Below are 15,810 nucleotides of genomic sequence, written 5' to 3' on the forward strand. Positions count from 1 at the left end.
AATCGAATTAATAAAAAAAGACCAAGTTGACAGTTGAGTCTCCAATCGAGAAAGCCATACGTCCTTCAGTAGGCCTACTGGGTTGGTATTCCGTCTGTGCCAGTAAGTTATTAAAAGAAAATGAATTATATCATCTGTCCATGTTTAATGAGCCATTAGTGATATACAGAGACAAGAATAACAAGCCGAGATGTATCAAAGATTCATGCCCGCATAGATCGGCATCTTTTCGTGGAGGAGAAAATCAAAACGGTGAAATTGTTTGTCCATATCATGGAGCTCGCTATACGACATCCTGCAATGAGGATGGATCAGATAGAATAACATGCAACCATATTATTGACTCTCATTATGATAACTTCGCGAAACATTTACACCTCAGGCAATATCCCTGTATAGAACAAGATGACTATATATATATTTATTATACAGGAGAAGCACAGCCTAGCCCAAAAGATTTTCAGATAAAATCCCACCTAGAGAATAGTCTTCCAGAGGCATATGGCTTTGACTTGAAAGATTACGAATATGAAGAAGTGTTTATAGACTTTAAATGCGATTGGTCTCGCATCATAGAAAATCATTTAGACATCTTGCATATCTTTTGGTTACATGGGAATACATTGCCAGGAAATGACGTTAACAGAAAAACAATTAAAAGCTTCAATCAGTTAATTAATAAAGACCAATATCATCTTCGAAGCGTCTATCATGAGAAAGAAAATAACAAGGAAGAATTTATTTCTCAAATCTTTATCCCTCCTGGCCGTGTGATTATTTTCAAGGGAGCAACTGAGAAGGCAAGATATGTACAAGTTTTAGATCATATCCCCTTGTCACATAATAGAGCACGAATCATTGTTCGTCATTATAGAAAGTTTCTCAGGAATAAGCTTCTGTGCAAATTACTTCTCTTTAAACAAAGGCAGCAAAAAGTTTTTTATAAAATTTTCTCTGAAGACTATCTCGTCTTACAAACTCAAACGTTTAATGAGCAAATGGGCTACTTGAACCAAGGTCAAGCCAAACTTTTAGCAGAAGATAAGATGATTAATCTTTTTTGGGATTGGCATCAACACTCACTTGAGAAAGAACACCCATGGGATATACACCCCACAACCGCACATACTAATACAATTCATCAAGATATGTTGATGCTATACCCTCCCGCAAACCCACAGCTATCTCATGATATTAATCGTATAATCGATCGTAAAGTAGCTGTTCGACTATTCTCAATAATACTGATCATACTTGCGTTAATTTTTGCGCCAGACTTAGTTCAACAAATAAAGTCTGGCAATGTTTCAATGCCCATGGTTGGAACTCAAGAATAAAGATCTAATTTCCTAGAGATTTTGATTTTTATTGATATGAGTTCTGTTCAAGAATTAGGCCTTGCCTAACAATTGAACAAAACACTTGACTTGGACCTCACAAGCTATATTTATAACGTGTCAATTTTTATGATTATTTTGCAACCATGCCTCTGAGCTCATTAGTTCGTCAGCTTCAGAAGTCGACTCTCACTGGTGAGTTGGTGGATAGAAGTAATCGAAACGACCGCTTACTGATGCGGGGAGCCGGGCGAGTCGGGCGCGCATTAATTGCAAGTGCAATAGCTCGTAAGCAGAGCCGTCCACTGGTTGTGATCGTACCGACACTAGAAGAGGCCAATCGCTGGTCTTCGCTGCTTGCAATGATGGGTTGGTCGCATAATCATCTCTACCCAACAAGTGAAGGATCACCTTATGAGCCATTTGACCCCACAACAGAAATCGTATGGGGGCAATTGCAGGTTCTAAGTGAACTCCTAGGAGAATCAACCCGAAGTTGGGATCGAGCCATTGTGGCCACAGAAAGAGCTTTGCAGCCACATCTACCTCCTGTTGATGCACTCGCATCACAGTGTGAAATACTCTGTCGTGGAGAGCATATAGACCTGGAAAGCTTAGCCAATACTCTTACCAAGCTTGGATATGATCGAGTTACAGCCGTAGATCAGGAAGCTACCTGGAGTCGTCGTGGTGACATCGTTGATATATTTCCAGTAAGCAGTGAATTACCAGTTCGCCTCGAGTTATTCGGCGATGAACTTGATAAATTAAGAGAATTCGACCCAGTCAGTCAACGTTCCCTGGATGAAGTTAATGAGCTTTGCCTAACCCCTTCAGGGTTTAGTCCATTAATTGCTCATCAACTACTAGAGTCAATGCCCGATGGGCTTGAGCGTCTTGTTAGTGAGGAGACTTTAGATCAACTCTTCGAAGGTTCTACACCAGATGGTATAAGAAGGTTAATGGGTATTGCATGGACCAAACCTGCCTCGCTACTTGACTACATTCCTACCAACTCCTTTATCGCAATAGATGAGAAGCGTCATGGCTCTGCACATGGAAAACTATGGCTTGAACATGCAGAAGAACATCACATTGATGTGGGTCAATCAATGGGCTTGTCGACTGATGAACAAAAAAAGTATTGGCCTCCATTGCTTCATCGCAGCATCGAAGAAAGCTATGCAACCACAGATGGCTTTGCTGGCATTGATCTTGCCGAACTCCATGAAGACGATGGTTATGCAAATAGTTTTGATCTTGCCAGTCGGCCAATTCCAGCCAACCCAAACCAGTTCGGCAGGTTAGGAGAGCAAATCAAAAATTATCAAAAAGAACATCATCCCGTTTGGCTTTTATCAGCACAACCAAGCCGTGCTGTGGCTCTTCTTGAGGAGCATGACTGCATCACACGCTTCGTCCCAAACGCTAAAGATCACCCAGCCATTGAACGTTTGCTCGAGCAAAACACCCCAGTAGCATTAAAGACTACCGGTTCTGTGGATTTAGAGGGGCTGATCTTACCAGCCTGGCGTGTTGTTTTGATGACTGACCGTGAATTTTTTGGTCAAAAAACCCTTGGCTCTACCGGTTATGTTCGACGACGACGAAGGGCAGCGAGTCGTACGGTTGACCCCAATAAAATGTGCACTGGTGACTTCGTCGTGCATCGCAATCACGGCATCGGTCGTTTTCTGAAATTAGAAAAACTGGCCATCAGTGGTGAGGTCCGTGACTATTTAGTTATCGAGTATTTGGATGGAACACTCAGCGTGGCCGCCGATCAGCTCGGCAGCCTTGGTCGGTATCGATCAACAAGTGAATCACCACCAAAACTTAATCGCATGGGAGGAACAGCGTGGCAAAAAGTTAAAGAGCGGACCCGAAAGTTAGTTCGCAAAGTTGCGATGGATCTGGTCAAGCTTTATGCAGAGCGACTCCAGGCCCCTGGATATGCTTTCCCACCAGATGGACCATGGCAGATTGAACTAGAAGAATCTTTTCCCTATGAACCAACACCTGATCAGGTCAAGGCAGTCTTTGATGTAAAACGCGATATGGAAGCAGCACAACCTATGGATCGGCTTGTGTGCGGAGATGTTGGTTTCGGAAAAACGGAAGTAGCAATACGAGCGATCTTCAAAGCAATTACGTCTGGACGCCAGATAGCCATGCTTGCCCCCACAACAGTGCTAGCCCAACAACACTGGAGAACACTTTCAGACCGCTTCGCTCCCTACCCAATCAAGGTCGCCTTACTGAACCGATTTAGAACAAGCTCAGAACGAAAATCAATACTTGATGGCCTCAAAAAAGGGACAATCGATGCAGTTGTCGGTACCCACCAGCTGCTCAGTAAAAACACAACATTCCAAAAACTAGGTTTGTTGGTTGTTGATGAGGAACAACGTTTTGGAGTCAATCAAAAGGAAAAGATTAAAGCTCTTCGTAAGGATGTAGATGTTTTGACACTTTCAGCCACACCAATTCCGCGAACCTTATACATGAGCCTTTCAGGGGTAAGGGAAATGAGTCTGATCACAACCCCTCCTCCATTACGCCGGCCTATCAAAACCCACCTAGCCGCTTTTGATGAAGAAGCAGTTCGTAGTTCTATTCGCCAGGAACTTGATCGCGGCGGACAGGTGTTCTATGTCGTTCCACGTGTTGAGGGTATTGAAGATGTAGCTCGTCAACTTCAACAGATGCTGCCCGATTTGAAGTTGTTGGTAGCCCATGGTCAGATGGCAGAAGGCGAACTTGAGAGCTCGATGGTCGCCTTTAATGCAGGGGAGGCCGACTTGATGCTATGCACCACGATCGTTGAAAGTGGCCTCGATATCCCACGTGTGAACACTATTCTCATTGAGGATGCTCATAAATTTGGACTAGCACAGCTCTACCAACTACGTGGACGTGTGGGTAGAAGCGGTGTTCAGGCTCATGCATGGTTGTTCTATCCGGGTGACGCATCCCTCAGTGATGCCGCTAGACAACGCCTAAGAGCAATCCAGGAATTTGCACAGCTAGGAAGTGGCTATCAACTAGCGATGCGAGACATGGAAATCCGTGGTGTGGGCAACCTTCTCGGGGTTGAACAAAGCGGCCAAATGGAAACCATTGGTTTCGATCTTTACATGGAAATGTTGCAGGAATCACTTGCTGAAATCCAAGGACAGGGCATTCCATCTGTAGATGACACTCAAATCGATCTGCCGGTAACAGCATTCGTGCCAGCGGAATGGATTGTTGATGGTGACGAAAAGATCGCTGCCTACAGAGCTGCCGCAAATTGTGCTTCTCATGAATCACTGATTGAGTTGGCAGCTAGCTGGACAGACCGATACGGAACCATTCCTGGTCCTGTGCAATCACTTCTTCAACTCATGGAGCTCAAACTCTTAGCTCGTCGCTGCGGGATCTCGAGAATTAAGCCAGAAAAGCCAAATATTGCGATGGAAACGCCGATGGAGGAGCCCGCCTTCCGGCTACTTAGGCAAGGTTTACCGCAACACCTGCACGGCCGACTGATTTACCAGACTGGAAGTGGAAATAAAGCCAAGGTGCTGGCACGAGGTCTAAGCGTCTTGCCTATGGAAAAACAGCTTGAACAACTGATGGAGTGGTTGCGTCTCATGGCCACACAGATTCCTTGCGAGGATGGATTAACTGCAATTCAGCAAAAGCAGCAAGCCATAGAGCGAGACGAGGCCGTCATTACCCCCTAAGCCCTTCCAGCGCAACTATATTAAGAAGTCTTTACAAAAGCGCAATTCTTCGTTACATTTGCGCAAATAGCGAAAAGTGCCTTGGGGGAATTCACTGAGATCGGGAGCAATCAGGGGATGATGGGATTGATGAGCGGATTGTTGAGTCTCGCCGCCATTGCCATTTTTGCTGTTCTTCAAAGCGAAGCAGAAAACGATGACGACGACTCGAATTCAGGTGGAGATGGTGGCTTAATGCAACCTGTTACTTAGAGATCCAACGGGGCGTAATTATCATGCGCTCGTACATATCCTGCAAGATCATAGATTAATCATCATTTAACAGAAAGTCTAACTGTTTAGACATTATAGCGTTGATGGAATAGCTTGAGGAAGGTTAACTCCTACAGGCTTATATATTGGTCCATCAAGTATTTTGTTTAGGGCTTTAATTAGTGTTGTTTCGGCCACCTTGTATTGACTATCCTTCCCAGAGCCAAGATCCTCAAGCTTAAGATTATTGATTTCTTTTTCAGACATCACGGCCTTAATATCTGGCTTGATGCCATTTTTATGAATGTCCGATCCGCTTGGAGTGAGATACTTAGCGATCGTGACAGTAAGACCAGAGCCATCAGAAAGGCCTCGAACTGATTGAACCAAGCCCTTGCCAAAGGTCTTCTGTCCTACAAGTACACCACGATGATTGTCTTGTAGTGCTCCAGAGAGGATCTCACTTGCGCTTGCTGAGCCTTCATTCACCAAAACCACAACAGGGCGTTGGGTTAAGGCACTACCATTCGCTCGGCGTACATCTTGAATGCCATCACGAGTTTTTGTTCGAACAATTGTACCTTCATCAAGCCATTGGCGTGCGATATCTACACTGGCTTCAAGCAAACCTCCAGGATTACTACGCAAGTCTAGTACATAGCCTTGCGCACCCTCTTTTTCTAAATTCTTGATAGCACTTCGCATTCCTTTAGCTGCATGGGCATTAAACTGTTTCAGGCGGATATAACCAATCTTTGTACCATTTACTGTCGTATTTAACTGGATATCAACTGCCTGTATCTCAATGCGTGCACGTATCAACGGGACCTGGATAACTTCACCCCTGCGACGCAGACCAAGGGTGACCTCACTACCTTCTTTACCACGAATCAACTTAACAGCATCCGCTGTAGACATGCCCTTAGTGGATTGTCCATTAATGAAAACGATCACATCCTTAGGTTGGACACCAGCCTTAGATGCAGGAGTTCCTTCGATTGGTGAAACCACAACTAATTCTTTTGTATCCTTGTCTAGAGAAAGCTGGATGCCAACACCTGTTAATTCTCCTGAGGTATCGATCTGCATTTCCTTAAATTCCTTTGGATCTAAGAATCGTGTATAGGGATCATCCAAGCTCGCTAACATGCCACGGATGGCTTCATAGGATTCTGAAGTGGCTGAATAGTTCTTGGCTAATAAGTCCTTGCGTAGTCCCTTCCAAACTTCAGGGTTATATTTACCTGTGGAATCAAGATAGTCACGATATACAATCTGCCAGACCTGATCAATCACCTCTTTGGGGCTATCACTAATAGCGGAAGAAGAACTGCTTGGCAAACCCAAACTTGGAGAGGCAAGTGCAATTGCAGTAGCTGCTCCTCCCGCGCCCAGAAGGACCAGCCATGAACTGCGCTGGCGGCCTAATGAGCGAAGACTTCTAGAGATAGGCATAGCGTCCAAATTGGACTGATCTCACACAATAACGACTTCATGGCGGATCCACCCATCGACCGTCATCCTTAATCAACTGGATCAACGCATCTACACCCTCAGACTCAGAAACCTTGCGAATCTCATCTCTGCCCCGATAGAGGGATATGACTCCTGGCCCTTTACCAACATAACCATAGTCAGCATCTGCCATCTCACCTGGGCCATTCACAATGCAACCCATCACCGCAATATCCAAACCAACAAGATGGGATGTGGAATCGCGCACTTTCTGAACAACCTCTTCAAGGTTGAACAATGTTCGGCCACAACTTGGGCAGCTGATGTACTCGACCATCGTTTTGCGCAGCCCGATGGATTGAAGAATCGAGTAACAAACTGGAATTTCTTTCTCAGGCGCCTCTGTCAATGAAACTCGGATGGTATCGCCTAGACCTTCTGCTAAAAGCGTTGCGATGCCCGCTGTACTTTTAATCCTTCCATAATCCCCATCACCAGCCTCGGTTACGCCCAAATGAAGGGGATAATTGAAACCCTCTTGATCCATCGTGTCAGCCATCAATCGATAAGCCGCCAACATCACAGGCGCTCTAGAGGCCTTCATCGAAATCACGATGTTATGAAAATCGAGCGAATCGCAAATTCGCACGAATTCCATTGCTGACTCAACCATGCCAAGAGGAGTATCTCCATAGGCAAAGAGCATGCGTTCAGCAAGCGAACCATGATTCACGCCAATACGAAGGGCTTTGTCTTGCTGCTTGAGACGAGTGACAAGCGGTTCAAAATTCTCGGCAATGCGTTCTCTGATAGAAGCAATCTCTTCGCCGCTGAACTCGGTTCGATCTGGATCAGCTTTATCAAACACAAAAAGGCCAGGATTGATCCTCACCTTGTCGACATGGTTTGCCACCTCAAGGGCAATTTTCATGCCGTTGTGATGGACATCAGCCACAAGGGGTACCGGTTGATAGGTCTCCCTAAGCCGTTGACAAATCTCGCCGACGGCCTTGGCATGGCCGAGAGATGGAACAGTTAGACGAACAATTTCACAACCAGCTTCATGCAAGCGTCGTATGCCTGCTGTTGAACCCTCCACGTCAAGGGTGTCCTCGTTGATCATCGACTGCACCCTGACAGGATGATCACTACCGATCAAGACACCTCCTACGTTGACAGTGCGCGTTACACGTCGGTGGATCTGGGTGTCGTATCTCCTGGATGTGCTGGATTGATACTCAGCCATGGTTGCACTCATGGCAGACGGCGCCTAGATGAATCCAACATTGGCACAACAGCGCACCTATTGACTTGTATGAGCCTTTGGCGGACCTCGAGCAGATCGCCTCTGGTGAGGGCAACAGGAGCACCATCTACTGGAGATGGATTGCGAAGGAGGTAGGCAGGATGCAAAAGCGGCATCAGTAAACGGCCTTGCCAATGCTGCCATTGACCACGAAGACGGGTAATTCCTCCCTTGATACCAAGGATGGCTTCGACTGCTGTCGAGCCAGCCAAGGCAATCACACAGGGATCAACCAGCTCAATCTGTTGTTGCAACCAGGGACGGCAAGAAGCAATCTCAACAAGTGTCGGTCGCCGATTCTTAGGGGGCCGGCATTTCACAACATTGCAGATGTAGGCATCAGTTTGAGGGTCAAGGCCAACACTCTCCATCAAACGATCTATAAGTTGACCAGAACGTCCTACAAAGGGCTTCCCTAGCTCATCCTCGCGAGCGCCTGGCGCTTCCCCGATCAGCATCAAAGAGGCATGTGGATTTCCACGACTCACAACAACCTGAGGCTGGTTAACAGGCAAGTCACAGGAACCACAGCCATTAGTGCGCTCCATATGAGCCCCATAGACATGGGTCAATCCTTGTGAGTTTTATTTTAATTAATTGCGAACAGCTGCAACGTCGCTCTGATGGAAAGCATCGACTTGCGTTGAGGAGATCTAGGCGAATTCAGACTAAAAAACCGCGAAGAGTCTCCAAAAACTAGCTCTTGGCAAGATCGATTGACCTTCAAAGGACAGTGGTTGTGCGACCCAAGTCAACCATGAGCATTAAAAAGCCAATCGAAAGATGTTGGTTGTCCATGTCAGAGCATCAGGCAAGATGTGGTCCTTACGGGCATCCCGCAAGGGGATGCGGCACCAATGCCACTCCCGCCTCATCTTTCCGACCGAGTCGTTGCCCTTCAGCCCTCACTCACACTGGCAATCAGTGCTCGAGCAAAGGCCCTTCAGCAAGAAGGCCGCGACATCTGCAGCCTGAGTGCTGGTGAGCCAGATTTCAATACCCCTGAATTCATCATTGATGCCACGGTGAAGGCACTCCGTGATGGCATCACCCGTTATGGCCCTGCCGCCGGAGATCCCGAACTCCGTGAGGCAATAGCAACCAAGCTCAGCAAAGAAAACACTGTGCCAACCAATGCAGAGCAAGTGTTGGTGACAAATGGAGGCAAGCAAGCAATCTTTAACTTGTTTCAGGTGATCCTCAATCCGGGCGATGAGGTTTTAATCCCTGCTCCTTATTGGCTGAGTTATCCAGAAATGGCCCGCTTAGCTGGTGCAAAGGTGACAACACTTCCCTCCACTCCAGAAAACGGTTTCTGCCTAGATCTCAACAACCTAGAAGCCTCCATCGGCCCTAAAACCCGTCTTTTATTACTTAATTCCCCTGGCAACCCAACCGGCCGTGTGATGGCACGCAAGGAGCTGGAAACATTGGCTGATCTGCTGAGAGATCATCCCCAGATCCTGGTCATGAGTGATGAGATCTACGAGTTCATTCTTGAAGAAGGGCAACAGCATTACAGCTTCTCGGCCATAGCACCAGATCTTTCAAACAGAACCTTCATCGTTAACGGCTTTGCCAAGGGCTGGGCAATGACCGGTTGGCGTTTGGGTTATCTAGCCGGCCCCGCTGATGCTGTAAAAGCTGCTACTGCCCTTCAAAGCCAGAGCACTAGCAATGTCTGCAGTTTCGCTCAGCGTGGAGCCTTGGCCGCGCTGCAAGGCTCAAGGGAGTGTGTGAAAAAGATGGTCAAGAGCTACAACACCCGCCGCGAACTCCTCAGCTCTGGCTTGCTTAGCCTTGAGGGAATGAGCCTGGTTCCTCCAAAAGGTGCCTTTTACGCCTTCCCAAAACTGCCACCTGAAAGCCTCGACTCAGTAAGTTTCTGTGAGCAAGCTCTTGAAAACCATGGGCTTGCGATGGTTCCAGGTGCAGCATTTGGAGACGACAGTTGCGTACGCCTCACCTGTGCGGTTTCACCAGAAACTATTTGCGATGGACTAGAACGTCTCCACAAAGCTCTCAAACAGAGCTGAACAACAAACGCAATAAAGACAACATGCCTTCAAGACCAGGCGGGGCGTTGGTCCGCACTTCATTGATCTGCTTCATTGGGTTGCTGAGCTGCACTAATCAAACTGAGAAGACACTTCGTATTGGGGCAATTCCCGATCAGAATCCTGAGCGTTTGAACCGTTTATACGGCCTACTCTCGTCTGAACTGAGCAAAGAATTAAATGTGCCAGTTCGCTACAAAGCAGTCACGAACTATCCAGCCGCAGTCAGTGCATTCCGCACCGACAGCCTTGATCTTGTTTGGTTTGGAGGCCTAACAGGTGTACAAGCTAGGTTGCAAAAGCCAGGAGCAGAAGTTATCGCGCAAAGAGATATTGATGCCAAATTCACAAGTGTATTCATAGCCAATACAAAGAGCGGAATTAAGCCATTAAAAAGCCAATCTGGGCTTCAGCAACTTAATGGGAAGCGCTTCACTTTTGGCTCCGAAAGTTCAACCTCTGGAAGATTAATGCCTCAGCACTTCCTTCAGCAAGCAGGTGTGCAAATGAATGATTTTTCTGGAGGCAAACCAGGTTTCAGTGGCAGTCATGATGCAACAATTGCTTTGGTGCAAAGTGGTTCTTTTGATGCTGGCTCCCTGAACGAAAGTGTATGGGAGTCGGCTCAAAAAAATGGCCGCATCGATCCTGCCAAAGTGAAAGTGATTTGGAGAACGCCCCCATATGCAGACTATCACTGGCTAGCACAACCCAATCTCGACAAAAAGTTTGGCGATGGTTTCACTGAAAAACTAAAGTCTACTCTAACTGGGTTAAAGAAAAGTTCAAAATCACAAGAAAAAATACTTGAACTTTTTGGGGCAAGTAGTTTTGTAGATGCAGACCAAAATCAATACATAACAATCGAAAAAATAGGCAGACAACTAGGAAAGATTCAGTGAGAAGGTTGCTCGAAATAAGGGGCGTATTTGTTCACAGTAGTAGAGGGAATCGGCTTAATGATATCAACCTTAGCATTTCTTCTGGAGAGCGTGTTGCACTTGTAGGCAGCAACGGATCAGGAAAAAGTAGCTTATTAGCGGTAGCCAACGGAACTCTTATTCCTGATTCGGGGAAGGTGATTTGGCAAAATTATTCAACCTCAAACTTAGGGCAACGTCAACGAAAAAAAATAGGAACCCTATGGCAAGATCTTCGCCTCGTAGAAGAGCTCAACGTTGCACAAAACATCAACTGTGGTGCGTTAGCTAACAGAAATTTACTATGGGCTCTAGCTAATTTACTCAAGCCAATCGAATTAAATGCCTGCAGTGAATGTCTTAAAAAAGTAGGTCTTTCATCGAGCATCCTTTCTGCAATGGTAAGCGAAATCTCGGGGGGACAGCGACAGCGAGTGGCAATAGCACGCCTCTTACGTCAAAAACCAGAACTCATTCTCGCTGATGAACCTTTATTCAGTCTCGATCCAATCCTTGCAGAGGAAATCCTCCATCTTTTCTTGGACAACACGATGACTAGTGATATGGGCGAAGAAAGAACCCTTTTGATGAGCCTGCATCAACCATCCTTTTTTCGGCACTTTGACAGGGTAATCGCACTTAAGTCTGGGAGAGTTGTCTTTGATCAACCTGCTGAATGTCTTGATGAAGAAGCCTTAGCCTTGATCTACGGATCTGCATGAGTCGCCTCAGTCCAACTCCTCCAATCCTGAGCCTTTTGCCAGCACTGGCTTTATTGCCTGTACTTATTTCTATACTAATAAGTTTCCACAATGGTGGAGTCACTCTCCTATGGGAGTTTATTTGCGCTGCCGTTCATCCATCTATTCAAGCAGAGGTCGTTCAAAGTGCATTTAGAGGAATACAGATCACTTTGGCCACAGCTCTTCTTAGCTGGTCAATAAGTTCAATATTTGGAATTTGTCTTGGCATAGCCAGCGCCAGGGTGGTATGGGAGACCTTTTTAGGGAGAAGCTGGCCAGCGCTTGTGATTCGCAGACTTTTGGCAATCCCGCGCGCAATTCATGAACTCCTCTGGGGTTTGTTGTTACTTCAAATGGTTGGACTGAGCCCTTGGGTAGCAATTGTTGCAATCGTCATTCCTTACTCTGCACTTGTTGCTCGAGTCCTAAGTGATCAACTTGACACCCGTGATCGTCGAGCCCTAAGGGGCTTAAAACAGGCTGGGGCGGGCTCCTCTTCCGCCTTAATTACAGCTCTTGGCCCTGCGATGGGACCTGTCTTATTGAGTTATGTCGGATATCGACTTGAATGTGCATTAAGAGGTGCAACCGTGTTGGGGGTTTTTGGATTGGGTGGTATTGGCACTGACCTTCAACTGGCACTTCAATCTCTTCAATTCCATGACGTATGGACAGCTTTATGGTTACTAGCAGCAGTAATGTTTAGTCTTGAGCAGATATTAGGTTTGATACGTAGATATTTCAAATTATCCAAGAATGGGATTTGGCAAGTTGCCAGTATATTGATTGTCTTATTGATTCTATGCGCACTAAGTATTCCCTGGCTAAATACAGTTGATATTGATCTAGGAGAACCTCTTCACTGGAACCCCCTTCCATTACCAACCGTTGATGAGCTAATAATTGCTATTCACACTCTCCCATGGATCCAATTAATCAGCAGCACGATGTTGCTAACAGTGTTAGCAGCAGGAATCGCTATCGGAACACCGCCACTAGCAATGATGCTTTGGCCAAGCCGACTGGGAATAGCAATACAAAGAATCATCTGGGGCCTGCTAAGACTGATGCCAACCCCTCTTACTGCTCTATTTTTGCTGCTCTTCAGCAAACCGAGTGTGGCTGTTGCTGCTCTTGCACTTGGAGCCCACAACATTGGAGTGATGGGTCGCCTCTTAAAAGAAGGGCTTGACCAACAAAGCGACAACAACTTGAAAGCCTTAAGCGCGACTGGCGCTGGAGCACGATCGGCTTGGCTCTATGGATGCTTTAGCGGCCAAAGCCGTAGCTATTTAGCCTATGCCGCTTACAGAACGGACGTGATTTTGCGAGAAACCGTGGTAGTTGGCATGGTTGGAGGCACTGGACTGGGTTGGCAGTTAATCGAATCTCTTGGTTCGTTCAACTGGGCACAGGTCAGTGTCCTAATCGCGGTGTTCACAGCTCTGACCTTGATCGGAGAATCGATCACTGATCGCTTGCGATATCACTGGACTGGTTCAACTAAAAAGCTACCTATGGTTGTAGACCTACAAAGCTGATCAGGTTCCACTTCTCGATGTGATGGCCAATACATACAAGAGACTCGTTGTCATAGGTGACAGTGGTGTTTATGGATGGGGAGATCGAGAGGGTGGCGGATGGTGTGAACGTCTGCGATGCCAATGGATGAGCCTCCCTGATGCCCCAGTGGTCTACCAGCTTGGAATTCGTGGTGATGGACTGGAAAGTGTTGCCAAACGCTGGCAAAAGGAATGGCAAAGTCGAGGCGAACTCCGTCGTCAGGTTCCTGATGCAGTTCTTGTGGCGGTAGGCCTCAATGACACAGCACGTATTGGACGCCCCGATGGCCGGCCCCAACTCACGGCAGAGGCCTTTCGCTTTGGCCTGCAGCAAATGCTGACAGAGATGAAACACCTCACCAAGGTGATGGTGATGGGCCTCACTCCTGTCGATGAAGCTGTAATGCCATTTGCGCAATGCCTCTGGTATTCAAACCAATCGGGGTCGGTTTATGAAGCCCAGCTTGAGGAAGCCTGTCTTGAGGTTGATGTGCCATTTCTGCCGTTGCACAACGCCATGCTCAATGAACCTGCCTGGCTCAGCTGGATCGAACCCGATGGTATCCATCTCAACTCAGAGGGACATGACTGGATCCACCAACGGGTGATGGCATGGACATCGATGCTGGAGTGGGCACAGCTCGAACCACTAACAAACTTCACTCCTACGGTTGGCTGAAATCACCCCTAAGGAATCCGATGTTCATCCTTTAGTTGGTTTACCAGTGCTGCAGAAAAGCAGAAAGTTAAGGATGTCAATAGAAAGTCAAGTCATGGCGCAAACTTCTTGCAAAACCTTGAGAAGAAAGAGAGCAGAGTGCTCTGGGAATCAGCGTTCATTTTCATTGCCCAAATCGATACAAAAACGCAATCAGGCTGTAGTTGAACACCTTGGATTGGCGCACCTTGCAGCAACTCGCCAAGCCACCCGTGGCGGAGAAGAACTGGATGATCTCATTCAAGAAGCAAGGCTGGGATTAATCATGGCGATGGAGAAATTCGATGCCAATCTTGGATTTAAAGTAAGTAGCTATGCAATGGCCCGTGCCAACGGCCAGATCCTCCATTTCCGCAGAGACAGAAGCCAGATTGTGAGAGTGCCCTGGCGACTGAGAGACCTATATACCCGCGGCATGAGACTCCAGCAGAAGCAGCAGAATGATGGCTTAAAACCGCTCACCGAAGAGCAACTGGCTGCACAATTAAATGTAAGTTCAGACCGCTGGCATCAAGCTGCGGAAGCCATATGGCAGACACATCTTGTATCTCTGGATGCCAAAGAGAGTTCAACAGGTGGCAATCATGTTGAGAAGAGAGTCCCATTAATGGAACGACTCAAGTCACCAAAGCAGCAAGAACCGGATCTGCAATACCAATGGGTAAAAAAGGCTATTCAGCGTCTAACATACCACCAGCAACACTTGCTTTACGCCCATTACATCGATGACATCAGCTTGAGACAGTTAGCAAAGCGCGAAAAGATGAAGGAGAACAAGCTGCGAAGAGTTTTGCGAGGTTTAATTAAACAACTTCAACTTTGGTCCACAAAGAAATCTGATTAGCTGGTTAAGCAGCCAAACCAAGCCAAGCGGCGATTGCGATGGCAAAAATAGCAGCAAAGCTTGTCTGTAAACCATTAACAAGTTCATTACTCAGCCAACTAATTTTGTTCTGAGCAATTGCGCCTAAAAGGCTCTCCATAAGAGTGGCCAATAAGCCAATCAAAGCAACCAAGATCGCCTGGAAACCAAAAGGCAACAGAGAGAGGGAGACCATCACGAAGGTCATCAAAAGACTGCCAAGGGCACTTGCGAGAGTGCCCTCGAGACTGATGGCTCCATCCGTACCAGCAGGTACAGAACGCAGCGTGGTGATGAGCACAGTGGTTCGGCCCCAAAGTTTGCCTATCTCACTGCCGAAGGTGTCAGCAAGTTTCGCAGCAAAACTTGCTGCGAAACCGATCATCAGCAAAGACTGGGAACCAAGGCCCAGTTTGATCAGGATTGCCACTACAGCACCAGTGGCTGCAGATCCCCAGACATTTTCAGGCCCACGCCTGCCACCACGTCCCTCAGCAAGGCCAGCGAGTTTCTTCTGGGCCATGCCAAGACGGGTGACCATCGATCCCAGTACGAGATAAATCACTACCGCAAGCCACCCACGCCAGCCCAGACACCCCCAGAGCATTGTGCCTAGTGCCCCGGCATGAATCCATCCGGAGGAAGTGAGTAATGGCAGCCTCTGGGCCAGCGCAATCAATAGAGCATTGAGAGCAAAAGCCCAGAGCCATTGAACCAGAGTCGGATTAGAAAAAAGCATCAACTTTGATAGCGCTGCCTTTGGCCAGATTGGACAAGAGACAGCAAGCGTGGGCTATTGCTTGACGCTGTCTGGCAGACCAGAGCATGAAGCAGAAAAAACAGCCTACGATTTTGATCTTCTCAATCTCA

Annotated in this window: 13 protein-coding genes; 9 read left to right on the forward strand and 4 right to left on the reverse strand. The window is 47.1% G+C overall.

The annotated features are described in order from the left end of the window. Window positions 1-26 precede the first annotated feature (26 nt). From SIB80_RS07725 to SIB80_RS07735, 3 genes are all read left to right on the forward strand, one after another. On the forward strand, window positions 27-1,337 hold the full coding sequence (locus SIB80_RS07725; protein WP_063420250.1) for an aromatic ring-hydroxylating dioxygenase subunit alpha: 1,311 nt from the start codon (window positions 27-29) through the stop codon (window positions 1,335-1,337). Window positions 1,338-1,483: 146 nt separating this feature from the next. Next, on the forward strand, window positions 1,484-5,065 hold the full coding sequence (mfd, locus tag SIB80_RS07730; protein WP_063420251.1) for a transcription-repair coupling factor: 3,582 nt from the start codon (window positions 1,484-1,486) through the stop codon (window positions 5,063-5,065). Between the two features lie 129 nt (window positions 5,066-5,194). Beyond that, window positions 5,195-5,317 carry a hypothetical protein gene (locus SIB80_RS07735; protein WP_255454360.1) on the forward strand — a complete coding sequence of 41 codons (123 nt, stop codon included), beginning with the start codon at window positions 5,195-5,197 and terminating at the stop codon, window positions 5,315-5,317. Between the two features lie 93 nt (window positions 5,318-5,410). Here the strand turns inward: SIB80_RS07735 and SIB80_RS07740 are convergent, their stop codons facing one another. The 3 genes from SIB80_RS07740 to SIB80_RS07750 are packed head-to-tail and all read right to left on the reverse strand — an operon-like array spanning window position 5,411 to window position 8,626. Next, window positions 5,411-6,772, reverse strand: coding sequence for a S41 family peptidase (locus SIB80_RS07740; protein WP_063420252.1), 1,362 nt, complete (start codon window positions 6,770-6,772; stop codon window positions 5,411-5,413). Window positions 6,773-6,809: 37 nt separating this feature from the next. After that, window positions 6,810-8,030 (reverse strand): (E)-4-hydroxy-3-methylbut-2-enyl-diphosphate synthase, encoded by a 1,221-nt coding sequence (gene ispG / locus SIB80_RS07745; RefSeq protein WP_063420253.1) that lies wholly within the window; start codon window positions 8,028-8,030, stop codon window positions 6,810-6,812. Continuing rightward, on the reverse strand, window positions 8,027-8,626 hold the full coding sequence (locus SIB80_RS07750; protein ID WP_063406944.1) for a uracil-DNA glycosylase: 600 nt from the start codon (window positions 8,624-8,626) through the stop codon (window positions 8,027-8,029). Before SIB80_RS07750 ends, ispG begins: the two co-directional genes overlap by 4 nt. A gap of 309 nt (window positions 8,627-8,935) precedes the next feature. Here SIB80_RS07750 and SIB80_RS07755 point away from each other — a divergent pair, with 309 nt between their 5' ends. From SIB80_RS07755 to SIB80_RS07780, 6 genes are all read left to right on the forward strand, one after another. Beyond that, window positions 8,936-10,114 (forward strand): pyridoxal phosphate-dependent aminotransferase, encoded by a 1,179-nt coding sequence (locus tag SIB80_RS07755; RefSeq protein WP_063420254.1) that lies wholly within the window; start codon window positions 8,936-8,938, stop codon window positions 10,112-10,114. A 23-nt stretch (window positions 10,115-10,137) separates the two neighbouring features. Continuing rightward, on the forward strand, window positions 10,138-11,037 hold the full coding sequence (locus tag SIB80_RS07760) for a putative selenate ABC transporter substrate-binding protein (RefSeq protein ID WP_063420255.1): 900 nt from the start codon (window positions 10,138-10,140) through the stop codon (window positions 11,035-11,037). After that, on the forward strand, window positions 11,034-11,777 hold the full coding sequence (locus SIB80_RS07765) for an ATP-binding cassette domain-containing protein (RefSeq protein ID WP_063420256.1): 744 nt from the start codon (window positions 11,034-11,036) through the stop codon (window positions 11,775-11,777). The genes SIB80_RS07760 and SIB80_RS07765 overlap by 4 nt, the downstream gene beginning before the upstream one ends. Continuing rightward, entirely contained in the window at window positions 11,774-13,339 is a 1,566-nt protein-coding gene (locus tag SIB80_RS07770) for a hypothetical protein (RefSeq protein WP_063420257.1), read from the forward strand. The genes SIB80_RS07765 and SIB80_RS07770 overlap by 4 nt, the downstream gene beginning before the upstream one ends. 22 nt (window positions 13,340-13,361) lie before the next feature. Then, the gene (locus SIB80_RS07775; RefSeq protein ID WP_063404030.1) at window positions 13,362-14,039 is read left to right on the forward strand and encodes a GDSL-type esterase/lipase family protein; all 678 of its coding nucleotides are present in this window, start codon (window positions 13,362-13,364) and stop codon (window positions 14,037-14,039) included. Between the two features lie 166 nt (window positions 14,040-14,205). Continuing rightward, window positions 14,206-14,922 carry a sigma-70 family RNA polymerase sigma factor gene (locus SIB80_RS07780; RefSeq protein ID WP_236066101.1) on the forward strand — a complete coding sequence of 239 codons (717 nt, stop codon included), beginning with the start codon at window positions 14,206-14,208 and terminating at the stop codon, window positions 14,920-14,922. A 4-nt stretch (window positions 14,923-14,926) separates the two neighbouring features. Here the strand turns inward: SIB80_RS07780 and SIB80_RS07785 are convergent, their stop codons facing one another. Then, window positions 14,927-15,679, reverse strand: coding sequence for a DUF92 domain-containing protein (locus tag SIB80_RS07785; RefSeq protein WP_063420258.1), 753 nt, complete (start codon window positions 15,677-15,679; stop codon window positions 14,927-14,929). Window positions 15,680-15,810 lie beyond the last annotated feature (131 nt).

Origin of the sequence: Prochlorococcus sp. MIT 1327 (assembly GCF_047304785.1) — a bacterium.
GTDB classification, from domain to species: domain Bacteria; phylum Cyanobacteriota; class Cyanobacteriia; order PCC-6307; family Cyanobiaceae; genus Prochlorococcus; species Prochlorococcus marinus_D.